12 protein-coding genes are annotated in these 21,764 nt (G+C 78.1%); 6 read left to right on the top strand and 6 right to left on the bottom strand.

What is annotated here, in order from left to right:
- Positions 1-42 precede the first annotated feature (42 nt).
- From G6556_RS01665 to G6556_RS01655, 3 genes are all read right to left on the bottom strand, one after another.
- Positions 43-5,229 carry an SdrD B-like domain-containing protein gene (locus G6556_RS01665; protein ID WP_166938009.1) on the bottom strand — a complete coding sequence of 1,729 codons (5,187 nt, stop codon included), beginning with the start codon at positions 5,227-5,229 and terminating at the stop codon, positions 43-45.
- A 120-nt stretch (positions 5,230-5,349) separates the two neighbouring features.
- A complete protein-coding gene (locus G6556_RS20095; RefSeq protein ID WP_166938007.1) occupies positions 5,350-7,989 on the bottom strand; it encodes a LuxR C-terminal-related transcriptional regulator in 2,640 nt (879 codons plus the stop codon).
- The gene (locus tag G6556_RS01655) at positions 7,986-9,245 is read right to left on the bottom strand and encodes an MFS transporter (protein ID WP_166938005.1); all 1,260 of its coding nucleotides are present in this window, start codon (positions 9,243-9,245) and stop codon (positions 7,986-7,988) included. Before G6556_RS01655 ends, G6556_RS20095 begins: the two co-directional genes overlap by 4 nt.
- Positions 9,246-9,396: 151 nt before the next feature.
- Between G6556_RS01655 and G6556_RS01650 the strand changes: the two genes are divergently transcribed.
- Positions 9,397-10,425 (top strand): LacI family DNA-binding transcriptional regulator, encoded by a 1,029-nt coding sequence (locus tag G6556_RS01650; RefSeq protein ID WP_166938003.1) that lies wholly within the window; start codon positions 9,397-9,399, stop codon positions 10,423-10,425.
- 137 nt (positions 10,426-10,562) lie between these two features.
- Positions 10,563-12,383: a glycoside hydrolase family 2 TIM barrel-domain containing protein gene (locus tag G6556_RS01645; protein WP_166938001.1), complete on the top strand. Its 1,821-nt coding sequence runs from the start codon at positions 10,563-10,565 to the stop codon at positions 12,381-12,383.
- Here the strand turns inward: G6556_RS01645 and G6556_RS01640 are convergent.
- Positions 12,359-12,979 (bottom strand): hypothetical protein, encoded by a 621-nt coding sequence (locus tag G6556_RS01640; protein WP_166937999.1) that lies wholly within the window; start codon positions 12,977-12,979, stop codon positions 12,359-12,361. The genes G6556_RS01645 and G6556_RS01640 overlap by 25 nt on opposite strands.
- A gap of 117 nt (positions 12,980-13,096) precedes the next feature.
- Between G6556_RS01640 and G6556_RS01635 the strand changes: the two genes are divergently transcribed.
- From G6556_RS01635 to G6556_RS01620, 4 genes are all read left to right on the top strand, one after another.
- The gene (locus tag G6556_RS01635) at positions 13,097-14,368 is read left to right on the top strand and encodes a histidine kinase (RefSeq protein ID WP_166937997.1); all 1,272 of its coding nucleotides are present in this window, start codon (positions 13,097-13,099) and stop codon (positions 14,366-14,368) included.
- The gene (locus tag G6556_RS01630; protein WP_166937995.1) at positions 14,365-15,033 is read left to right on the top strand and encodes a response regulator transcription factor; all 669 of its coding nucleotides are present in this window, start codon (positions 14,365-14,367) and stop codon (positions 15,031-15,033) included. The genes G6556_RS01635 and G6556_RS01630 overlap by 4 nt, the downstream gene beginning before the upstream one ends.
- A gap of 70 nt (positions 15,034-15,103) precedes the next feature.
- Positions 15,104-15,751 carry a TetR/AcrR family transcriptional regulator gene (locus tag G6556_RS01625; RefSeq protein ID WP_166937993.1) on the top strand — a complete coding sequence of 216 codons (648 nt, stop codon included), beginning with the start codon at positions 15,104-15,106 and terminating at the stop codon, positions 15,749-15,751.
- Positions 15,752-15,789: 38 nt separating this feature from the next.
- The gene (locus G6556_RS01620) at positions 15,790-18,345 is read left to right on the top strand and encodes an MMPL family transporter (RefSeq protein WP_166937991.1); all 2,556 of its coding nucleotides are present in this window, start codon (positions 15,790-15,792) and stop codon (positions 18,343-18,345) included.
- A gap of 125 nt (positions 18,346-18,470) precedes the next feature.
- Here G6556_RS01620 and G6556_RS01615 read toward each other — a convergent pair whose 3' ends face one another.
- Both G6556_RS01615 and G6556_RS01610 read right to left on the bottom strand, forming a co-directional pair.
- Complete coding sequence (locus G6556_RS01615; RefSeq protein ID WP_166937989.1) at positions 18,471-19,742, bottom strand: chloride channel protein; 1,272 nt, start codon at positions 19,740-19,742, stop codon at positions 18,471-18,473.
- 93 nt (positions 19,743-19,835) lie between these two features.
- Complete coding sequence (locus tag G6556_RS01610) at positions 19,836-21,743, bottom strand: beta-L-arabinofuranosidase domain-containing protein (RefSeq protein WP_166937987.1); 1,908 nt, start codon at positions 21,741-21,743, stop codon at positions 19,836-19,838.
- Positions 21,744-21,764: the final 21 nt, after the last annotated feature.

The following is a 21,764-nucleotide window of genomic DNA, read 5'->3' as shown; positions in this document are numbered from 1 at the left end:
CTCCCCCGGTCCCGGGCCGGGGGAGCGCGACGTCGCCGGGGGTCAGTCCCGCCGGCGCGCCAGCCGTGCGCTGAGCGCCAGGCCGCCGAGCCCGAGGAGCACGGCCGCCGCTGCCGCGAGCAGGCCGGCGCTCGTGCCCGTCACGGCGAGCGCGCCACCGCCGGGCGTGACCCCGGTGCCGGCCACGGCCTCGGCCGGGACGCCCGGGTCCGACGGGCCGCCCGGGTCGCCGGGCAGCGACGGCCCGAGCACCCGCACGAGCCCCGCGTCGACCGTCGGGTCCAGGTAGTCCGCCGCGACCCGGTCCCCGGGGACCACCGGCCGCACGCGCGGCTCGCCGGCCCCGAGCACCACCTCCCGCGTCCAGCCCGTCGCGTCCGCGTCGGAGTCCCCGGCCTCGTCCCCCTGCCGGGCGGGGGTGAACCCGTACCGCCCGGCGAGCGCGCCGTCCAGGACGAACCGCACGCGGTAGGTCCCGGCCGGCAGCAGGTCGAACAGGTACCGGCCGTCCGCGTCGGTGGTGGTCGTCGCGACCGGCTGGTCCGAGCCGGCGGCGTACAGCCGGACGGTCACGCCGGCGACGCCGTGCTCCCCCGGGCCCTGACGGCCGTCGCGGTCGTCGTCCAGCCACACCCGGTCGCCGAGCGCGTACGTCCGGTGCACCGCGACGCCGGCCCGGTTGGGCTCCAGCGTCTCGTGCTCCACCCCGTCCGGGGTCACGCTGGCGGTGGTGACCACCATCGTGTTCCAGGCCGGGGCGTCCACGTCCGCCGCGGCGGTGTCGTAGGCCGTCGCGGACCGGGTCCGGAACGTCGCCGTCACCGTCTGACCGGGCTGCAGGTTCGCCGCCGACAGGTCCAGGTCGACGCGCAGGCCGCGCACCCGGGACAGGTCGTCGACCTGGTCGGCGGGCGTCCAGACGTCCGCGGCGCAGCCGGCCCCGAACGGGTCGGCCGAGCGCGGGTCGCCGGTGTAGACGCAGGTGGCGCCGTCGAGCAGGTACGCCACGGACGACGTCGCGCCGTCCGGCAGGCCGGTGAGCCGCAGGTCGCCGAGGTACTCGGTGGCCCACACGCTGCCGCGCGCGCTGGTGCTCTGGGACCGCGAGGTGCCGGTGTCGCCGGCGAACGGCAGCACGTCCACCAGGGTCGCGCTCGCCGTCGGCAGGTTGCCGGTGTTGGTCACGCGCAGCCGCCAGGTCTCGGTGCCGCCCGGCTGGGTGCGCACGAGGCAGGGCGTCCGGTAGAACCCGTCGGCGGACACGCACGCCTGGCCGCTCGCCGAGGTGTTGACCACCCCGGTGGGCGAGGCGCCCGGCGCCAGGTCCTCGGCCACGTCCTTGACCCGCAGGTAGTTGGGCAGGGCCACGACGTCGACGCGCGCGGTCGCCTCGCGGGTGAGCCCGTCGGCGGCCGACAGCACGAACCGGTTGGTCAGCACCGACCCGGCCGGCGTCCCGGCTCGGACGGCGAGCGGCACCGTGACCGCCACCTGCTCGCCGGGCATCAGCCGGGTGCCGGGCGGGAAGGTCACCCGGAGCGCGTCACCGTCGACCACCACGGACGGGTCGGCCGCCGCGATCGCCGCGTCCGCGGGGGTCACCGCGACCGCGGCGGCGCCGTACGCGTCGGGGTCGTACACGAGCTGCGGCCCGGCGGCGTCCGCGGGCAGCACGTCGGTGAGCACCGGGTCCACGATCGGCGCGGTCCCGGTGTTGGTCGCGGTCAGCCGGAACGGCAGCCGCGCACCGGGGCCGGTCGTGGTGGTGGCGGGCGTCTTGGTGACGGCCGCGTCCACGACGCCGTCGGTCACCGTGTAGGTCGCCACGGCCGGGTCGAGCACGACGGGCGCCGGCTGGCGCTCCGCCTGCACGGTGCCGGTGACCTCGTTGGTCAGCGTCCCGGCCGGCACCTCGGCGCCGGTGGTCCGCAGGGTCGACCGCGGGCTCAGCGCGAACACCGCGGTGGGGCCCTCGAACCCGCCGACCCGGCGGTTCGCGAACCACGACCCGGCCGGCGCCTGGAAGGTCACGCGGACCCCGGTGACGTCCGCCCCGGACGCGCCGTCCGGCAGCGCGGCGGCGCCGTCGGGCAGCGGGGGCATCGTGGTGCTGACGCCCGCCGGGAGCGCGCTGGTGACCGGCGCGGTCCACGCTCCGTCGACGCGGTACTGCACGGCGGCGGTGTACCCGGCGCCGTCGGCGGCGGTCACGCCCGCGAGCGCCTCCAGGCCCACCAGGTCGAACGCGTCCCAGAACGCCTCCGAGGTGTCCTCCAGGACGTAGGTCGCCGGCCGGCTCACCGCCTCGTCGCTCACCCGGCGTGCGCTGAGCGTCAGCCGCACCGTGCGGTCCTCGGCGGCGTACCGGGTCCCCGTGCCGGGCGAGACCGACTTGGCGAGCGCGCCGTCCAGCGGCTGCAGCGCCTCCGGGTACAGCACGGTGGCCGCCTGCGCGACGTCGTCGGGCGTGCCCGGGCCGAGGTCGCCGACCAGGGTGTTGGTCAGCGTCGTCGACGGGGCCGCGTCGGCCGTGCCGGTGATCGGCGTGCCCGAGCGCGTCTGCGCCCGCAGCACGGTGTCCGCGACGACGACCAGCGCCGCGCCGTCGGGCAGCGTGCCGTCGGCCCGGGCCTCGACCGACACGACGTCGGCGAGGTCCGCCGCCGACAGCGCCGCGACGGCGGCCGCGGAGCCGAGGTCGTGCAGCACGCCGCCGTCGGCGCCGCGCAGCACCACCCGGAGCGTCCCGGTGCCGGCCGGGGCCGTCACCGCGAGGCGGGTGAGGTCGACGTGCTCGAACGTGCTGCCGTCGTCGGTCGCCGCGTCGGGGTCCACGAGCCGCAGCGCGCCGACCGGGATGCCGGACACGTTCTGCACCCGCATCGTCAGCCGGTTGGCCGGCCGGTCCGCGCCCGGCTCGGCGTTGTCGACCCCGATCAGCGCGGCGGCGTCCCGCCAGGACTTGCTCGCGTCGACCCGGCGGATGTCGACCGGGGCGTCGCCCGGCCCGAACGTCACCGTGTCGCCCGCGTCGGACGGCCCGGTCAGGCCCGCCCCGACGCCCGTGCCGGAGCCCTCGACCGCCACGGAGTTCCGCAGGGCGGCGCCCGGGGTCACCGCCTCGTCGAGCGCGAGCACCAGCGCGACCCGCGGCGTGAACGTCCCGTCGACCGGGAGCGACGCGCCCGTCGGGGTGTAGACGACGCGGACGCCGTCCGCGCCGGCCGGGACGTCGAGGTCGAGCAGTGCCGCGGCGTCGGTGGTGGGCCCGGCCAGCGACACCCAGGCGCCGCCGGTCCGGACCAGGACCTCGGCGCGCGAGCCGGCGGGCACCTGGACGGAGCCGACCCGGTCGAGCGTCGCCGCGTCCCACAGCGTCGACCCGGCGTCCCCGCCGGCGGCGTCCTCGATCACCAGCGACCCGACCGGGACGGTGGTGTCGGCGGAGACCCGGCCGGTCAGCGTCGCGACGAGCTCCTGCCCGGGCGCCCCCGGCAGCGGGGCGCCCTGCGCCTGCTGGGTGAGCGTCTTGCTCGCGGTGGTCACGACCTGGCGCGGGACCACGGTGAGCCGCGCCGACGCGGTGCGCTCCGCGGCCGGCGAGCCGTCCGCCGCCTCGCCGTCGACCGCCACCTCGTTGGTGAACGCGCGGACGGTCGACCACGCGGGGTCGGTGGCGACCCGGAACGGCACGGTGGCCGCGGCGCCGGGCGTGAGCGTGCCGCGGTACTCCACGACGAAGCCGGTCACGACGGCGCCGGCCGGCGGCGCGGGCCAGGTGCTCGTCCCCCCGGACGGCGGGGCGACGTCGACCGGGCCGCCCACCCCGGTGCCGAGGAACGTGACGGCCGCGCCGGTGGCGCCGGCCGGCCACGCGGCCGCGTCGACGGTGCCCGAGCCGTCGGTGCCGAAGCCGTCGAACCCGAGCAGGCCGGCCGCCGGGTCCCCGAGCGGGCCCGCGCCGGCGGCGGCGGGCTCCGTGAGGCGCAGCACGGACAGCTCGGTGTTCGAGGCGTTGCGCGCGGTCAGCCGGACGACCGACGGCTGCCCGGCGACGACCTCGGCGCGCGCGGCGCCGTCGAAGGTCTTGCCCGCGGCGACCTCGACGGTCACCGGGTTGATCTGGAACGTCGCCGAGGCGGTGCCGGTCGCGTCGCCCCGGGGCGTCGCGAGCGCGGCGGCGGCGGTGTTCGGGACCTGGGTCGTGGCGTCCCGCGCGGCGGTGCCGGACTGGCCGAGCACGAGCGCGACCGAGCCCGCGGCCCCGCCGGCGACGATCGTGCCGTCGGCCGCGCCGTCCCCCGCGAACCGCAGGGCCACGCCGGAGACCGTCGCGAGGTCGACCCCGTCCGCGTCCAGCGCCGTGCCGGGGGCGAACGGGCCGACCGTGACGGTGCCACCCGGGGTGGTGAGGTCGACCGAGACGGACGTGGCGCCCTCGGGCGCGGTCCAGGCGCCCAGGCCGCGCAGGACCAGCGGCGTGCCGGGGCCGAACGCCGCGGGCGTGCCGGCGGCCGGGTCCGTCACCGTGAGCGCCGTGGCGGCGACCGGCGAGGTGTTCTGCGCGCCCAGCGTCACGGTCACGTCGCCGGGGTCGCCGGCGACCTGGTCGGCGGGTGCGACGCGCTTGGTCACCGCGACGCTCGGGGTGACCGGCACGACGACGCCGACGGTCGCCGGGGCGCTCACCGGGTCGGCGTTGCTCGCGGTCACGGCCGCGGTGTTGGTGACCGACCGGCCGTCCCAGGACAGCGGGGTCCCCGCCGGCAGCGTGGTGCGGAGCAGGACGCTCACGCTCTGGCCGGCCGCGAGGCCCACGACGCCGGGGTGGCTCGGGTCCGTCTCGCGGAACGCCACCCGGGCGGTCGCGCCGGCCAGGGACACGACGGCCTGGCCGGTCTGCTCGGCCTGCACCGTCACGCCGTCCGCGTCCAGCACGAACGGCTCGGGCACGGCGTCCTCGAGCGCGACGTCGGCGCACATCGCGACGATCGACTCGCAGGTCACCTCGACGGTCCACGTGACCCGGTCGCCCGGCCGCGCCGTCGTCGCCGACGCCGTCTTGCGCACCGCCAGCGTGCCGCGGTCGCCCTCGGCCGCGCTCGCCGGCTGCGGCGCCGCCACCGCCAGCACCGCGCTGACCAGCAGCAGCGCCAGCACCGTCGCGACCGCCGTCAGCCGCTCCAGCATCCCCCGTGACGCGCCCCGCGCGCCTGTTCCCCAGCTCATCCCCGTGCCCATCACTCGACTGCGCCGGCGGAGCGGGCGCGGGTCGCGCGCCCTGGTCCGGCGGATCGGGCATCGGGCGACCGGCCGGGGGCGGGGAGGTGAGAGCCGGGGTGAACCGGGTCAGAGCAGGCCGAGCTCCCGGAGCCGGGCGACGGCGTCCGCTCGGCTGCGGACCCCGAGCTTGCGGTAGGCGGTCCGCGCCTGGGACTTCACGGTGTTGTGCGAGACGTGCAGCCGGGCGGCCACCTCGGCCAGGCCGGCGTCGCCGGCCAGCTCGCGGAGCACGACGAGCTCGCGCTCGGAGAGCCCCGCGCCCGGTGCGGCGTCCGGCACCGGCGCGGGTAGGGCGGCGAGGTCGGCGAGCACGCCCGCGGTGGCGGCGTCGGGCGCGTCGAGACCCGCGAGCGCCGCGCGCTCGGCCGGGCCGACCAGCAGCCAGCCCGTCCGCGACCCGCCGGCCGCGACCACCGCGCACGCCTCGCGCAGCGCGCGGGCCGCCACCGCCCGGTGCGCGTCGGCCTCCGCGCCGCCCGTCGCTCCGGGGTCCGGCGCCGTCGCGGCCGCCAGCACGAACCGCCGGGCGGCGCGCAGCCGGGGCCCCTCGTCCGGCAGGTCGGGCGCGGCCAGCAGGGCGCGCGCCTCGTCACGCCGCCCGACGGACAGCAGCAGCCGCCCGCGCGCCACCCGGGCCGCGGCGTGCGGGCCGCGGACCGGCTCCAGCAGCGCCAGCCCGCGCTCGGGCTGGCCCGCGGCGAGGGCGAGCACCGCCCGGGACGCGGCGAGCCGGGCGCGCCAGTACGCCGTCGTGGGCGCGCGGCGACCGCGGTGCAGCGCCGAGGCGAGCACCTCCTCGCCGGCGACGGCGTGCCCGAGGAGCAGGTCGGCGGTGGCGCGCGCCTCCGCGAACGCCGGCCAGAACTCGTTCGTCCGCAGCTCGTCCGCCAGGTCGTCCAGCAGCGCCACGGCCGCGGCCGGGTCACCGTCCTCCAGGGCCAGGTGCACGCGGGCGAGGTCGAGCGGCGAGCGCCGGTAGGCCGTCTCGGGGCGACGGGGCGGCTCGGCCGCTGCTGCGGCCGCGGTCGCCACCCGGGCACCCGCCACGTCCCCCTGCACGGCGAGGAACCCGGCCCCGAGCGCCTGCGCCGTGAACGCGCCGAGCGAGCCGGTGCGCTCGTGCGCCAGCCCGCCCGCAGCCACCTCGAGGCCGCGCTCGACGTCGCCCGCGGTGAGCAGGGACGTGCCGAGCTGGCGGTGCAGCAGCCCCCGGAGCCCGTCGACCGTCGCGTCGGTCCCGGGCGGCGTCGCGGCGAGGTGCTCGGCGGCCGCCAGCGCCGCCGTCCGCGCGCGCCCGCCCCGGCCGAGCAGCCGCATCGCCACGCTCTCCGCGGCGCGCAGCACCGCCCGCTCGGCCGTCGTCGCCCGCGGCAGGTGCAGCACCGCCCCGCCCGCGGCGACGGCGAACCACTCGAGCGCGCGGGCCCGGTGCTCGGCGCGCGTGTTGTGCAGCAGGGCGAGCAGCAGCGCGAGCGGCGGGCGCCCGGCGACTGCCGTCCGGGGCAGCCGCTCGAGCACCCGGATCGTGTCCTCCGCGCTCGCCCGCTGGCCGGCGCCCCAGACCCGCATGACCACCGTCGTCACGAGGTCGACGTCGCCGGTCTCCGCCGCCGCGTGCACCGCGGGGTAGTACCGGCCCGCGTCCAGACCCCACGCGACCACGGCGCGGAGCAGCCCGTCGACGGCCCCGGGCTCGGCGCGCTCCAGGTCGGCGCGCAGCGCGGCCCGGACGACCGGGGTCAGCCGGAGCTCCGGCCCGGCCGCACCGGGCGCGCCGCCCGGCACCGCGGCCGGCTCCTCCCACGCGCCGAGCCCGTCGCGCTCGAGCCGCCCGAGGAGCGCCGCCGCGCCCTCCCCGGCGAGGGCGTCGGCGAGGGCGGGGGGCAGGGTCGCCGCGACCGAGAACCGGCGCGCCGCCGCCAGGTACGCCTCGTCGGCGGGGGCGCGGTCCAGCGCGGCCAGCACCCCGCGCGCGGCCACGTCGACGAGGTCGCGGTGCGACGCCGTGCGCAGGTCGACGGTCCCGGCGGCCGCGGCCAGCGCGACCGTGCGCACCAGCATCCCGAGCCCGCCGGCGGCCTCGCGCACCCGGTGCGCCGCGCCCGGGTCCTGGGCGGCGCGCGCCAGCACGTCCGCCACCTCGGCGTCGTCGAGGCGCAGGTCGTCCGGGCCGAGCACCGCGACGTCGAGCCGGAGCGCGGCGGCCGCGAGCAGCCGGGGCTGCGCCGACCGGGTGCTGATCGCGACGTGCAGGAGGTCCGTCCCCGCGAGCACCTCGACCAGGTCGTCGTCGACGCGCGGGGCGGAGATCGCCTCGTACCCGTCGAGCACGAGCAGCGCCGGCGCCGACATCGTCCGCAGGGCCCGGGCCACCTCGGCCGCGACCGCCCGTCCCCCGCGTCGGACGGCGGCCCGCGCGGCGTCGGCGGGCCCGTCGTCCAGCAGGCCGGCGCCCACCACCTCGTCCAGCAACGCGGACCACGGGTCCGGGCCCGCGGCCTCGGCGTCCAGCCAGAGCACCGCGCGGTCCGCCGGCACCCCCGCCCGCGCCCACGACGCCAGCAGCAGGGTCTTGCCCGCACCCGCGGGGCCGTGCACGACCAGGAGCGACGCCTCGGGGTCGAGCAGGGCGGACGGGCGCGGCCGCGGCACCGCCCAGGTCGGCACCCGCGGCACGCCGCGCGGGGCCGGGGTCCCCCGGGTCACCGACCGCTCCGGGCCGCGGCGACCAGCGCCACGGCGCCCACCACCACCGCCAGCACCGCGGGCAGCACCGGCAGGACGCCGTACGCCGACGTCGCGACCAGCGGCCCGAGCACGAACGTCGCGGCGTTGCCCGCGTTCACGAGGCCGGCGACGTCGCCCTGGCTGCCGGGGCCGACGGCGACCGACGCGGCCGACGTGCACCCCGCCGCGGCGCCGCCCACCGCGGCGCCGAACACCGCCGCGACCGCGACCAGCACGGGCACCGGGACCGGCGCGAGGTAGACCGCGAGCGCGGCGAGGGCGACGGCCGACCCCACCCGCACGAGCCGCCAGGGCGCCCAGCGGAGCCGGGGCACCAGCAGGCCCTGGGTCAGCATCGACCCGAGGCCCGCGACGAGCAGGAGCCCGCCGGTCAGCGCGGTCGCCGGCGCCGGGCCGAGGTCGTACCGGTCCTGCACCAGGAAGCCCACGCTCCCCTGGACCAGCGCCAGCGCGAGGAACACCGCCACCGAGGCCACGACGGCCGCCCGCACCCCCGGCACCGCGAGCCCGCCGAGCAGGTCGGCCCTCCGGGCGGGCGCGGGGCCGTCGGGGCCGGCCGAGCCCGGGGTGAGCCCGCCGAGCCGTCGGCCGCACGCGAGCACGACGACGACCGCCCCGACGAGCAGGACGACCGTCGCGAGCACCGGCACGGCGGTGCCCAGCCCGGCGAGCGCGGCCGCGAGCCCGGCACCGACGGCGGTCGCGAGCCCTCGGACGGCGCCCGCCCGGGCGATCCAGCCGACCCGCTCCGCCTCGGTCCGGGACCGGGCCACGAGCACCACCTGGGCGGCCGGGCCGGCGGCGGCGACGGCGGCCCCGATCCCCAGACCCCGGGCGAGCAGCAGCAGCAGCCAGGCCCAGCCCGCGTGCGACGGGCCGGCCGCGAGCACCGCGGCGACGACCCCCGCACCGAGCGCCCCGGCCAGCACGGCGGCCAGCAGCACCGGCCGCGGGCCGCGCCGGTCCGCGCGCCTCCCCCACCACGGGCTCGACAGGACCACCACCGCGGCGGACAGCGACGTCACCGCCCCGGCCTGCCAGTCGGCCAGCCCGAGCTGCCGGCTCAGCGCCGGCAGCACCGCCGCGGTCGCGACCTGGGCCACCCCGACGGCACCGAGCGCGAGCAGCGCGGCGGCGGCCGCGGCACGAGGGGTCCCGACGGCCGGCCCCGCCGTCGACGGGACGGCGACGGACGGCGTGGGGCTCGGCGGCACAGCCGCACCCTACCGACGCCTCCGGCGACGCCGAGCGCCTACCGGACACGGCGAGCGCCTACCCCGTGGGTAGGCGCTCGCCGTGTCGCATGGGCACCGGGGAGCGGAGAGCAGGGCCGGCGCCTGCAGGGCACCGGCTAGGGTGCCCCGCATGGCGCGCAGGGCGGCGGTGACGCTGCAGGAGGTGGCCCGGGCGGCGGGCGTGTCCCCGCGCACCGTGTCGAACGTCGTCACCGGGTACCCGCACGTCGCGCCGCGCACCCGGGCGCACGTGCAGTCCGTGATCGACCGGCTCGGCTACCGCGCGAACGCCGCCGCCCGCTCGCTGCGCACCGGCCGCACCGGACTGCTGGGGCTGGTCGTGCCGGCCCTGGACCAGCCGTACTTCGCCGAGCTCGCCCGGGCGGTGGTGCGCGAGGCGACGGGCGCCGGGTTCACCGTCGTCGTGGACCAGACGGACGGCGACCCCGACCGCGAGCGCGAGCTGCTGCTCCGGGGCCCGCGGGGGGCGCTGTTCGACGGCCTGGTGCTGAGCCCGCTGGCGCTGACCCCGGACGACCTGGCCGCGGCGGACCCGGACCGGCCGGTGGTGCTGCTCGGCGAGCGGACGGCGCCGACGTCGTTCGACCACGTGCACATCGACAACGTCGCCGCGGCCCGCGACGCGACGGCGCACCTGGTGGCGTCGGGCCGGCGGCGGATCGCCGCGATCGGGCTCGAGCCGGGGCCGGCCGCGCGCACCGGCCGGCAGCGGGAGGCGGGCTACCGGCTCGCGCTCGAGGACGCCGGGCTGGCCGCCGACCCGCGGCTCATGCGGTACGTCGACGCCTACGAGCGGTCCTGGGGGTTCGACGCCATGTCGGCGCTGCTGGACGCCGACCCCCGCCCCGACGCGGTGTTCTGCTTCACCGACGTCCTCGCGGCCGGCGCGCTGCGCGCGTGCCTCACCCGCGGCGTCCGGGTGCCCGAGGACGTCGCGCTCATGGGGTTCGACGACGTCGAGGAGGCCCGGTTCGCCACGCCGTCGCTGTCCTCGGTGCGACCCGACCGGGACGCGATCGCCCGGGCGGCCGTCGGCCGGCTGGTCACGCGGGTGCAGCTCGCCGACGCGGCCGGGCCGGCGCAGGACGTGACGGTGCCGCACGCGGTCGTCGGCCGGGAGTCCACCGCCGTCTCCTGACGGCCACACGCGCCCCCGCCCGCCGCCCCGGCACGCTGCCCCGACACGCTCGCGGCGCGGCGTGACGGCGGGCTTTGCCACGTGGCAACATGGCGGTGCGCGACCCGGCCAGCCCTCCCGCCGAACGAAGGACCGCCATGACGACGACGTCCGCAGCCGACCGCGGCCTGCACCCCCGCCCCCAGCTGGTCCGCCCGGACCGGTGGTGGTCGCTCGACGGCCCGTGGGCCTTCGCGTTCGACGACGCCGACGCGGGCCTCCGCGAGCGCTGGCACGCCGTCGGTGCAGCCGCGCGGTTCGACCGCGAGGTCGTCGTCCCGTTCCCGCCGGAGTCCACCGCCTCGGGGATCGGCGACCACGGCGACCACGCGGCGCTGTGGTACCGGCGGTCGTTCGAGGTCCCGGCCGACCTGGGCGCGGGCCCGGGGGCCGACCGGCTGCTGCTGCACCTCGGCGCCGTCGACCACGAGGCCGACGTGTGGGTCGACGGCCAGCACGCCGTGCGGCACGAGGGCGGCCAGACGCCGTTCACCGTCGACGTCACCGACCTGCTGGACCCCGACGTCGCCGCGGACGCGCACGTCGTCGTCGTGCGCGCGACCGACGACCGCACCGACGTCGAGCAGCCGCGCGGCAAGCAGGACTGGCAGCCCGAGCAGCACGCGATCTGGTACCACCGGACCTCCGGCATCTGGCGCACCGTCTGGCTGGAGCGCGTGCCGGCGACGGCGGTGGCGGACGTCGCCTGGCGCCCCGACGTCCCGGGCGGCCGGGTGACCGCCCAGGTCCGGCTCCGCGCGACCGCCCCGGCGGGCACCCGGGTCCGGGTGCGGCTGACCCGCGCCGGCGAGGACCTGGGCGCCGCCGAGGTCCCGGTCGAGGGGTCCGTCGCGGACCTGAGCGTCGCGATCCCCCGGCAGGCCAACGGCCAGCTGTACGAGCGGCTGCTCTGGTCGCCGGACAGCCCGGTGCTCCTCGACGCCGAGGTCGTGCTGCTGGCCGCGGACGGCACCGAGCTCGACCGCCTGGAGTCGTACTGCGGGTTGCGCTCGGTCGCGGTGCAGGGCGGGACGCTCCTGCTCAACGACCGGCCGTTCTTCCTGCGGTCCGTGCTGGAGCAGGGCTACTGGCCCGAGTCGCACCTGACCCCGCCCAGCCCGGACGCGCTTCGCGCCGAGGTGCAGCTCACCAAGGACCTCGGCTTCAACGCCGTCCGGGTGCACCAGAAGGTCGAGGACCCCCGCTACCTGTACTGGTGCGACGTGCTCGGCCTGGCGGTGTGGTCCGAGACGGCCGGCGCCTACCGGTTCAGCGACGAGGCCGTCGCCCAGCTGACCCGCGAGTGGCTCGACCTCGTGCGCCGCGACGTCTCGCACCCGTCGATCATCGCGTGGGTGCCGTTCAACGAGTCGTGGGGCGTGCAGCACGTCGCGCACGACCCCGCGCAGCAGGCGTACACCCGGGCGCTCACCGACCTGACCCGCGCGCTCGACCCGACGCGCCCGGTCATCTCCAACGACGGCTGGGAGCACACGACGTCGGACCTGCTGACCGTGCACGACTACGCCGACACCGGCGCCGTGCTCGGCCCGCGGTACGCCGACGCGGCGGCGGTCGCGGCGACCCTCGACGAGGTCGGGCCGGCGGGGCGGCGGATGTGGGTCGGCGGGCCCGCGCCCGCACCGGGGACGGTCCCGGTGCTGCTGACGGAGTTCGGCGGCGTGTCCTACGCACCCGACGCCCCCGAGGGGTCCTGGGGCTACTCCGAGGCGCGGTCGGCGGACGACCTGGAGGCGCGGCTGGCGGACATCGTCGGCGCGGTCCGGGCGTCGACCGTGCTGCAGGGCTACTGCTACACCCAGCTCACCGACACCGGCCTGGAGACCAACGGCCTGTGCGACGAGCACCGGAACCCGAAGCTGCCGCCGGAGACCTACCGCCGGATCTTCGCGGGCTGACCGGCGGCGCCCGCGCGGGGCTCCTCCTCGCGCCGCGCGGGCGTCAGCGTCTCCCACACCGGGCCGAACACCAGCCACCCGACCAGCACCACCGTGGCGCGCGCGCCCCAGCCGAGCAGCACCTCGCGCTGCTGCGCCGCCGCGTCCCCCGCACCGGACGCCACCAGGAGCAGCACGCCGAGCACCACCCACGCGACCGCCCAGGCCAGCAGCACCCGCAGCCAGAGCGCCCACTCGTACCGGACCCGCACCGGCCCGTGCTTCGGCGGCCGCACCGGCTCGGGCCCGCCGAAGAACCGGTGCGCCACCCACCCGTCGACCGCGTGCACCGTCCGCCTCCCGAACGCCACCGTGAAGCCGAGGTAGAGCGCCGCGAGCCCGTGGGTCCAGGTGGCCTCGCTGCCCCGGAGCAGGTCGCCGACGGTCGCGACGAGCAGCACGACCTCGAGCAGCGGCTCGCACAGCAGCAGCACCGTCGACAGCCGCCGGCGGCGGAGCACGTAGCGGGCGACGACGGCCGCGGCGAGGAACACCCAGAAGGCGACCTCGCAGGCGACGACGAGCAGGGCGACGGGGTTCTCGCTCAGGGCGTCCATGGGTGGCAGCCTCGCCGCGCGGCCCGCGCGCGGTCGTCGGCCGTCCGCACGATCCCGTCGCGTGCCGTCGTCCGTTCGGAGGACCCGCCCGCAGGACGCCCGTGCTGGGATGGTGGCATGCCCCTGCGCCGACCCGCCCGGTGGCCGCGGCTCGACGACCGCGGCGTCGCCCTGGTGTACCTGGGGGTCGGGCTGCTGCTGCTCGGCCTCGGGGTGACCAGCACCGCCCCGGCCGCCGACGGCCCGGGCGCCGACGCCCTGCACGCGGGGCTGCTGCTGGTGGGGTGCGCGGCGCTCGCCGCCAAGCGCCGGCACCCGCTGGTGGTCCTGCTGGTCGCGACGGCGGCGTTCGCCGGCAGCCTGGCGGTCGGAGGCTCCGTGGGCCTGCTGCTGGTGCTGTGGGACGCGCTGTACTCGGCCGGGGTGCACCTGCCGGCGCGGGGCCGCGGGGGGCTCGTGGCCGCGGTCGCCGTGCTCACGGCCGCGGCGGCGGTGGCGGGCGGCGTCCTCGGAGGCGACCTCCGCGACGCCGCCCAGGCGCTGCTGCTCGCCGCCGCGGTGCTGGTCACGCCGCTCTGGTGGGCGGCGGACGTGCGCAGCCGGACCGAGTCGGCCGCGTTCGAGGCGCGGCGCGCGGCGCTCGAGCGGCGGCAGGCCGACCTCGCGCGGGCGCACGCCGCCGACGTCGAGCGGATCGCCGACCTCGACCGGGACGCCGCCGTCCGCGAGGAGCGCGCCGCGATGGCCCGCGACCTGCACGACGTGGTCGCGTCCCGGCTCTCGGCGATCGCGATCCACGCGGAGGCGGCGCTCGCCGGGGCGCCCGACGCCGACCGGGACCGGGCCGCCCTCGGCGCCGTCCGGACCGAGGCGATCGCGTCGCTCGCCGAGATGCGGTCGATGGTGCTCGTGCTGCGCGGGGGCGGCGGGGACCCGCCCGCGGGCGCGGCGGCCGGGCTGGACCGGCTGGCCGACCTCGTCGCGGACGCCCGGGACCGCGGCCTCGACGTGCGGGTGTCCGCTCCCCCGCACCCGCCGCTCCCGGCGGTCGTCGACCAGGCGGCGTACCGGATCGCCGGCGAGGCGCTGCGCAACGCCGCCGCGCACGGGGCGGCCGGCGGGCGGGTGGACGTCCGGGTGTCGGCCGACGACGCGGCGCTGGAGGTCGAGGTGCTGAGCGCGCTCGGGCCGGCGCAGCCGGGACCGGCCGCGCTCGGCTCGGCGACCGGGCTGCTCACCATGCGCGAGCGCGCGCGCTCGCTCGGCGGCGACGTCACCGCCGGCCCCGAGGGCGACCGCTGGCGGGTGCGCGCGGTGCTCCCGCTGGACGGCGCGGGTGGGATCGCCGGCGCGACGCCCGAGGCGCCCCGAGCGGGGGCCGTCCGGTGACCGTCCGCGTCCTGCTCGCCGACGACCACGGCGCCATCCGCGCCGGCCTGCGCCTGATGCTCGACCAGGCGGCGGACGTCACGGTCGTCGGCGAGGCCGCCGACGGGGCCGCCGCCGTCGCGAACGCACGCGCCCTGCGGCCCGACGTGGTGCTGATGGACGTCCGGATGCCCGGCACGGACGGCATCGAGGCGACGCGCCGGATCGTCGCCGAGGGCCTGGGCGCGGTCGTGGCGCTCACGACGTTCGACCTCGACGAGTACCTGTTCGGCGTCCTGCGCGCGGGCGCGGTCGGCTTCCTGCTCAAGTCGGTCGGTGCGGCGGAGCTGGTGGACGCGGTGCGCCGGGTCGCGGCCGGCGAGGGCGTCCTCGCGCCCGAGGTGACCCGGCGGGTGTTGGCGGCCTCGGTGTCCGCGCCCGCCGGACCGGCCGACGGCGCCCCCACCCCGTCCGACCCGCCGCCGGGCGTGGACCTGCTCACCGCCCGCGAGCGCGAGGTGCTCGTGCTGCTGGCCCGCGGCCGGTCCAACCAGCAGCTCGCCGAGGCGCTGACCGTCTCGGAGACGACCGCGAAGACCCACGTCAGCCGCGTGCTCGCGAAGCTCGGCTGCCGGACGCGGCTCGAGGCCGCCGCGCTCGCGCACCGGGCCGGCCTCGTGACCTGAGCCACAGTCGTCCGGATTGCACCGTGTGCACGGTTGCACAGAGTGCACCCACGTGCCTACGGTCGTCGTCGTGGTGATCGAGACGGCGGGGACCGACCGGCGGGCGGCGCTCAAGGCGCGGTCCCGGCGCGCCATCCTCGACGCCGCCGACGCCCTGATCGCGGAGCGCGGTGCGGCGCAGTTCACCGTCGACGAGCTCGCCGAGCGCGCCGACGTCTCCCGGCGGACGGTGTTCAACCACTTCGGCTCGCTCGAGGACGTCGTGCTCTCGACGTGCACTGAGCGGCTCGGCCAGGTCATCGACCAGGTCCAGGCCGTCGCGAGCGCCACCCCCGTCGGCGACGGCACCCGCGCGTCGATGTTCGACGAGCTCGCCCAGACCCTCCGGGGCGCCGACCTGCCGCCCGCGATCACCTACCTCGCCGGTGCCCTCGGCCCGCTCGCGGAGGGCGACGACCCGCGCGCCCAGATGCTCGCCGAGGAGGCGTTCTCCCGGGTCGCCGACCACCTGTCGGCCGAGCTGGTGCGCCGCTACCCCCGGGCCGAGCTGCTGGACGTCCGGCTGCTCGTCTCGTCCCTGGTGCACGGCGTGGCCGTGATCGCGCTGCACTGGGTCACCACCACCGACCCCGCCGCCCCGGACGCCCGCGCGCAGTGGGACGCCCTCGTCGACCGGCTCATCCACAGCGTCCGAGCCGGGTACATGCCGGAGCACTGACGCCCCGCACTCCCACCGCCACCGAGAGAACAGGGATCATGGCAGGACTCCTCTACCGCATCGGGCGCTTCTCGGCCCGCCGCGCCTGGGCCGTCGTGACGGCCTGGGTCGTCGTGCTCGCCCTCGCCGTCGGCGCGTACTTCGCGTTCGGCGGCCAGCTCACCTCCGCCGTCACCATCCCCGGCACCGCCACCGAGCGCGTGACCGAGCAGCTGGCCGACGAGTTCCCCGCCGCGAGCGGCGGCAGCGGCACCGTGGTGTTCCACACCGCCGACGACGCCCCGTTCACCGACGCGCAGCAGACCGCGATCAGCGACGCGCTGGCCGGCCTGACGGACGTCGACGGCGTCAGCGGCGCCACCGACCCGTTCCAGACCACCGCGCAGCTCGAGGAGCAGCAGGCCCAGGTCACCTCCGGCCGGGACCAGATCGAGCAGGGCCGCGCCCAGCTCGAGGCCGGCCAGGCCCAGATCGACGCCGGCCAGCAGCAGATCGACGCCGCGCAGGCCCAGCTCGACACGCAGCGCGCCCAGGCCGAGGCCGCGGGCGCGCTCGCCGCGGTGCAGCCGCAGCTCGACGCCGGTCAGGCCGAGCTCGACGCGCAGCAGGCGGCGCTCGACGCGCAGGCGCAGCAGGTCACCGACGGCCTCGCCGAGCTGGAGACGCAGAGCGCCCAGCTCGAGGCCGGCGCCCAGCTGCTGGAGCTGTCGTCCGGCATCCGCCTCGTCTCCGAGGATGGCACCGCCGCGGTCGGCACCATCGCGTTCGAGGACTCGCAGTTCGAGATCGCCCCGGAGACCAAGGAGGCCGTGGTCGACGCCCTGGAGTCCGCGGACCTGCAGGGCGTGGACGTCGAGCTGTCGTCCGACCTCACCCAGGAGATCCCGAGCGTCCTCGGCCCGGGCGAGGTCATCGGCGTGGTCGTCGCCGGCATCGTGCTGCTGGTCATGCTCGGCTCGCTGGTCGCCGCCGGCCTGCCCATCCTGTCCGCGCTCGTCGGCGTGGGCATCGGCGCGGTCGCGTCGCTCGCCCTGTCCGGCGCGGTCGAGATGCTGTCCGTGACCCCGGTGCTCGGCATCATGCTCGGCCTGGCGGTCGGCATCGACTACTCGCTGTTCATCCTCAACCGGCACCGGCGCCAGCTGCGCGACGGGGTCGAGCTCGAGGAGTCCATCGGCCTGGCCAACGGCACCGCGGGCAACGCGGTCGTGTTCGCCGGCACCACGGTCCTGGTCGCGCTGCTGGCGCTCAACGTCACCGGCATCCCGTTCCTCGGCCTCATGGGCACCGTCGGCGCCATCTGCATCCTGGTCGCCATCCTCATCGCGATCACGCTGACCCCCGCGCTGCTGTCCCGCATCGGTCTGAAGGTGCTGCCGAAGAAGCAGCGCGCCACGGTCGGCCACGAGGAGCCGGAGCCCGTCCCGACCACCCCGATGACGACCTCCCGCGCGGTCCTCACGCTGGTCGCCGGCGTGGCGGCACTGCTCGTCATCGCCATCCCGGCCCTGTCGATGCGGCTCGGCCTGCCGGACGGCTCCTCGGAGTCGCCGGAGTCCACCCAGTACCGCGCGTACGAGATCACGGCGGACAAGTTCGGCGCCGGCGTCAACGGCCCGCTGCTGGTCGTCGCGAACCTGCCGGACGCCGTCTCCGAGGACGACCTGACCGCCGAGCAGGTCCGGATCGGCACCGAGCTCGCGTCGCACGACGACGTCGTGGCGGTCGCGCCGATCGGCTCGAACGAGGCCGGCACGATGCTCGCGTTCCAGGTCGTCCCGACGGAGGGCCCGAACAGCGAGTCGACCGAGGCCCTGGTGCACGCGCTGCGCGACTCGTCCCCGATCGAGGGCGACGTGGAGCTCGGCGTGGCCGGCACCGCGAGCGCCAACATCGACGTCTCCGAGAAGCTGTCCGACGTGCTGCCGGGCTACCTGGCGATCGTCGTCGGCCTGTCGCTGATCATCCTCATCATCGTGTTCCGGTCGATCTTCGTGCCGGTCACCGCGACGCTCGGCTTCGTGATGTCGCTGTTCGCCGGGTTCGGCGGCGTCGTCGCGATCTACCAGTGGGGCTGGCTCGGCTCGGTGTTCGGGGTGCACGACCCCAGCCCGGTGCTCAGCTTCCTCCCGATCATCGTCACCGGCGTGCTGTTCGGCCTCGCGATGGACTACCAGCTGTTCCTGGTGTCCGGGATGCGCGAGGCGTACGCCCACGGGGTCGACCCGCGGGTGGCGGTCCGGCGCGGCCTGCACGCCGGCCGGGTCGTCGTCACCGCGGCGGCGATCATCATGGCGTCGGTGTTCGCCGGCTTCATCTTCGCGGAGTCGTCGATCATCCGGCCGCTCGGCTTCGGCCTCGCGTTCGGCGTGCTGCTCGACGCGTTCGTGGTCCGCATGCTGCTGATCCCGGCCGTCATGCACCTGGCCGGGAGGTGGGCCTGGTGGATCCCGAAGTGGCTCGACCGGATCCTGCCGGACGTCGACGTGGAGGGCGCCTCGCTCGAGCGCAGCCACCCGCACCCGCTGCACCGCACGTCGGCCGACCCCGACGAGGGCGTGCCGTCGGAGGGCGAGCCGGCGCACCGCGCCTGACCCGTCTCGACCCCGCACGACCCCCCGAGTGGAGCGTCCTGCCCGACACGCCCGGCGTGTCAGGGCAGGGCGCTCCACCCGTCTCCGGCCCGGACCGGCCCGCCGCCCGGCCCGGTCCCGTCAGCTCAGGCCGGGCGCGGCCGGTCCAGCAGCCGGACGGTCAGCAGCGCCGCGGCCGCCGCGATCACCGCCGCGGGCGCCGTGTCCAGGCCGGCGCGCCCGACGAGCAGCGCGGAGAACATCACCGCCGACAGCAGCAGCCGGCTCGTCGCGGCCATCCCGGCCGCCGTCCCGACCGCCACCGCGAGCGTCGGCGACACGTCCAGGGCGGCTACCGCGACCGACGCCAGGCCCACCCCGAGGAAGATCGCCGGGAAGATCGGCCCGCCGCGGAACCCGCCGCCCATCGTGATGCCGTAGGCCAGCGCCTTGGCCACGACGAGCACCAGCACGACGCCGACCGACGACTCGGACACCAGCGCCGGGACGGACGACTGCCCGGAGAACAGCACGTCGCGGGGGTCGGCACCGAGCGCCTCCGCCGCCAGCGCGAGCACCCCGACGCCCAGCCCGGACACGAGCAGCAGCGGCACGCGGCCGACGCGCGGCTCGGTCGCCTGCACCGCCCGGGCGAGGCGGCGCACCCCCGTGACCAGCAGCGCCGCGGCCACGCCGACGACGAGCGCCAGCACCAGCGACCCGGGGCGCACCCGGTCGTACTCGGGCAGGTCCGGCACCGCGAGCCCGGCCATCGGCAGCCCCGTCCAGTCGCCGAACCCGGTGACCAGCACGTACGCGACCGCGGCCGCGGCCAGCGGGGGCAGCAGCGTCACCGCGGTGAGCGCGCCCGCGCCGGCCTCGAGCAGCATGATCCCGGCGACCAGCGGCCCGCCGAACAGCGTCGACATCGCCCCGGACGCGCCCGACACCCCGAGCAGCCCGCGCGCCCGGCCGGTGACCCCGGTCCACCGCGTCACCCACACCCCGACGATCGAGCCGAGCGCCATCAGCGGCGCCTCGGGACCGAGCACCACGCCGAACCCGAGGCTGGCCAGCGCCGCGAGCGCCACGCTGCCGGCGGCGACCGGCGGCAGCGGCTCCATGCTCAGGCCGTCGACCGGGGAGTGCCCGCCGTCCCCGGGCAGCCGCCGCGCGGCCGCGACCAGCAACGCCCCGACCACCGGCAGCCCGAGCAGCAGGTACCAGGGCGGCTCGTCGGCGCCGAGCGCCTCGGGGAGGTCGGTCCACAGCAGCTCCTGCAGCAGGTGCACCGCCCCGACGAACGCGAACGCCACCAGCCCCGCCGGCAGCCCGACGAGCGCACCCAGCAGCGTCAGCCGGGCCAGGTCCCGCGCGGGGACGGCCGCGACGACGTCGGTCGAGCCGGTGGCGGACACGCGGCCGACGGTAGCGAGGCGGCTCGCGGCGCGGCGCCACCCGCCCGGGATGAGCCGGGCTCGTGCGGGCCTCACGGGCGTCGCGCCCCGCGGTCAACCCACCGGCAGCCACACCCGCATCGTCGACGGCCCCCGGTTGCCCCACGCGTGGTAGGCCACCAGCGGCACGTCGCGCGGCTCGTCCGCGTCGCCCTCGGCCGGCCGGCCGCCGTACGGCCAGTCCTCCTCGGGCACGGCCACCGTCCGGGCCCGCACGGTCACCACCCCGTCCCGCACCTCGGGCGCGGCGCCCGCGTCGACCCGGACCTGCGCGACGTCGGCACCGAGGTCGACGGACTCCACCGCGTACACGAGCGGCCCCGCCTCGACGGCGACCTGACCGCGGACCGCGTCGACCCGCGGGTCGGCGACGGTGAACCGCGGGGCCACGGGCAGGTCCAGCACGACCCGGCCGCCGGCGGCGGGCCCGGCCACGGCCACGTACCCCGGCTCGGCGGCGCGCGGCCCGTCCCCCGCGTCGACCGTCGCGCCCGCGGCCCAGGCCGGGACCCGCAGCGTCAGCGTCCACGCCGCCGGCGCCTCCTCGACCGCGACGACGACACGGCCGTCGTGCGGGTAGCCGGTCTCGACCCGCAGCCGGACGGGCTCGCCGCCGACCGTCGCCGCCACCGTGCCCGCGGCGTACTGGTGCAGCTGCACCCCGGCGTCGTCGACGCTCGCGACGTAGGCCGCGAGCGACGCGACGGTGCGCGTCACGTTCGTCGGGCAGCAGGACACGTGGAACCACGGCGCCCGCAGGCTGGCGGCGGCGCGCGGGCTCGCCACGTCCGGGTCCGGCACCTCGCCGGGCACCCGCTGCTGCAGCGGGTTCGTGTAGAAGAACGCGGTCCCCTCCGCCGACGGCGACGCGGCGAGCACGTTGTACAGCGTGCGCTCGACGGCGTCGGCGTGCCGGGCGTCGCCGGACTGCAGCAGCAACCGGTGGTTGGCCATGACCGACCCGATGCCGGCGCAGGTCTCGGCGTAGGCGCGGTCCGGCGGCAGCTCGAAGTCGAGGCCGAACGACTCGCCCTCGTGGTGCGCGCCCATGCCGCCGGTCAGGTAGGTGCGGCGGGCGAGCGCGGACCGCACCTGGCGGGTGACCGCGCCGAGCAGCTCGGCGTCGCCGTCCTCGACCGCGAGGTCGGCGGCGCCCGCCGCGAGGTACAGCGCCCGGACGGCGTGCCCGCGGAGGGTGGTCGACTCGCGCACCGGCTCGTCGTCCTGGAAGTAGGACCGGCCGAGCTCGATGTCGTCCAGCACGCCGTGGCCGCGCCGCTCCACGAACAGCCGCGCCTGGTCGAGGTACCGGCGCTCGCCGGTGAGCCGGTAGAGCTCGACCAGCGCGGGCTCGATCTCCGGGTGCCCGTCGACGCCCTGCCGGCCGTCCGGCCCGAAGACCTCGCACACGTGGTCGGCGGCCCGGATCGCGACCTGCACCAGCTCGTCGTCGCCGTGGGTCCGGGCGCGGGCGACGCCGGCCTGGATCAGGTGGCCGATGCAGTACAGCTCGTGGCCCCACTCCGGGTCGGACCAGCGCGCGCCCTGCCCGGGGCGGCCGAACATCGTCGAGATGTAGCCGTCGGGCTCCTGGGCGGCGGCGACCCGCGACGCCAGCGCGCGGAGCCGGCGGTCGAGGTCGGCGTCGCCGGTGCGGCCGACCTCCCAGGACATGGCCTCGAGCAGCTTGTAGATCTCGGAGTCGGAGAACTCCCGGCCCCGGCGGCCCTCGGGCAGCGTGCCGGCCGCGGCGAGGTCGAAGTTGGCGGCCCAGCCCATGCGCTCCACCCAGCGCTCGGTGTGCGCGATCATCGCGGTGGCGTTCCGGTGCTGCAGCTCGCCCCAGAAGCCGCCGTCGAGGCGGACCTCGTCGAGGCCGAGCGGGCGCCAGCGGGACGCGGACGGGACCACCGGCCGGCCGTGCTGGGCGGCGCGGTCGACGGCGGGTGCGGACGTGGGCATGTCGCCTCCAGGGCGTGGGCG

This window comes from Cellulomonas sp. IC4_254, assembly GCF_011603975.1.
Taxonomy (GTDB): Bacteria; Actinomycetota; Actinomycetes; order Actinomycetales; family Cellulomonadaceae; genus Cellulomonas.
The sequence above is the reverse complement of the archived record's forward strand: the minus strand, read 5'-3'. Positions and strand labels throughout refer to the sequence as shown.

Bases quoted from the DNA above. Each gene is read 5' to 3' on its own strand.
- G6556_RS01665 (WP_166938009.1), bottom strand. From the start codon at position 5,229: ATGAGCTGGGGAACAGGCGCGCGGGGCGCGTCACGGGGGATGCTGGAG.
- G6556_RS01650 (WP_166938003.1), top strand. From the start codon at position 9,397: ATGGCGCGCAGGGCGGCGGTGACGCTGCAGGAGGTGGCCCGGGCGGCG.
- G6556_RS01645 (WP_166938001.1), top strand. From the start codon at position 10,563: ATGACGACGACGTCCGCAGCCGACCGCGGCCTGCACCCCCGCCCCCAG.
- G6556_RS01640 (WP_166937999.1), bottom strand. From the start codon at position 12,979: ATGGACGCCCTGAGCGAGAACCCCGTCGCCCTGCTCGTCGTCGCCTGC.
- G6556_RS01635 (WP_166937997.1), top strand. From the start codon at position 13,097: ATGCCCCTGCGCCGACCCGCCCGGTGGCCGCGGCTCGACGACCGCGGC.
- G6556_RS01620 (WP_166937991.1), top strand. From the start codon at position 15,790: ATGGCAGGACTCCTCTACCGCATCGGGCGCTTCTCGGCCCGCCGCGCC.
- G6556_RS01610 (WP_166937987.1), bottom strand. From the start codon at position 21,743: ATGCCCACGTCCGCACCCGCCGTCGACCGCGCCGCCCAGCACGGCCGG.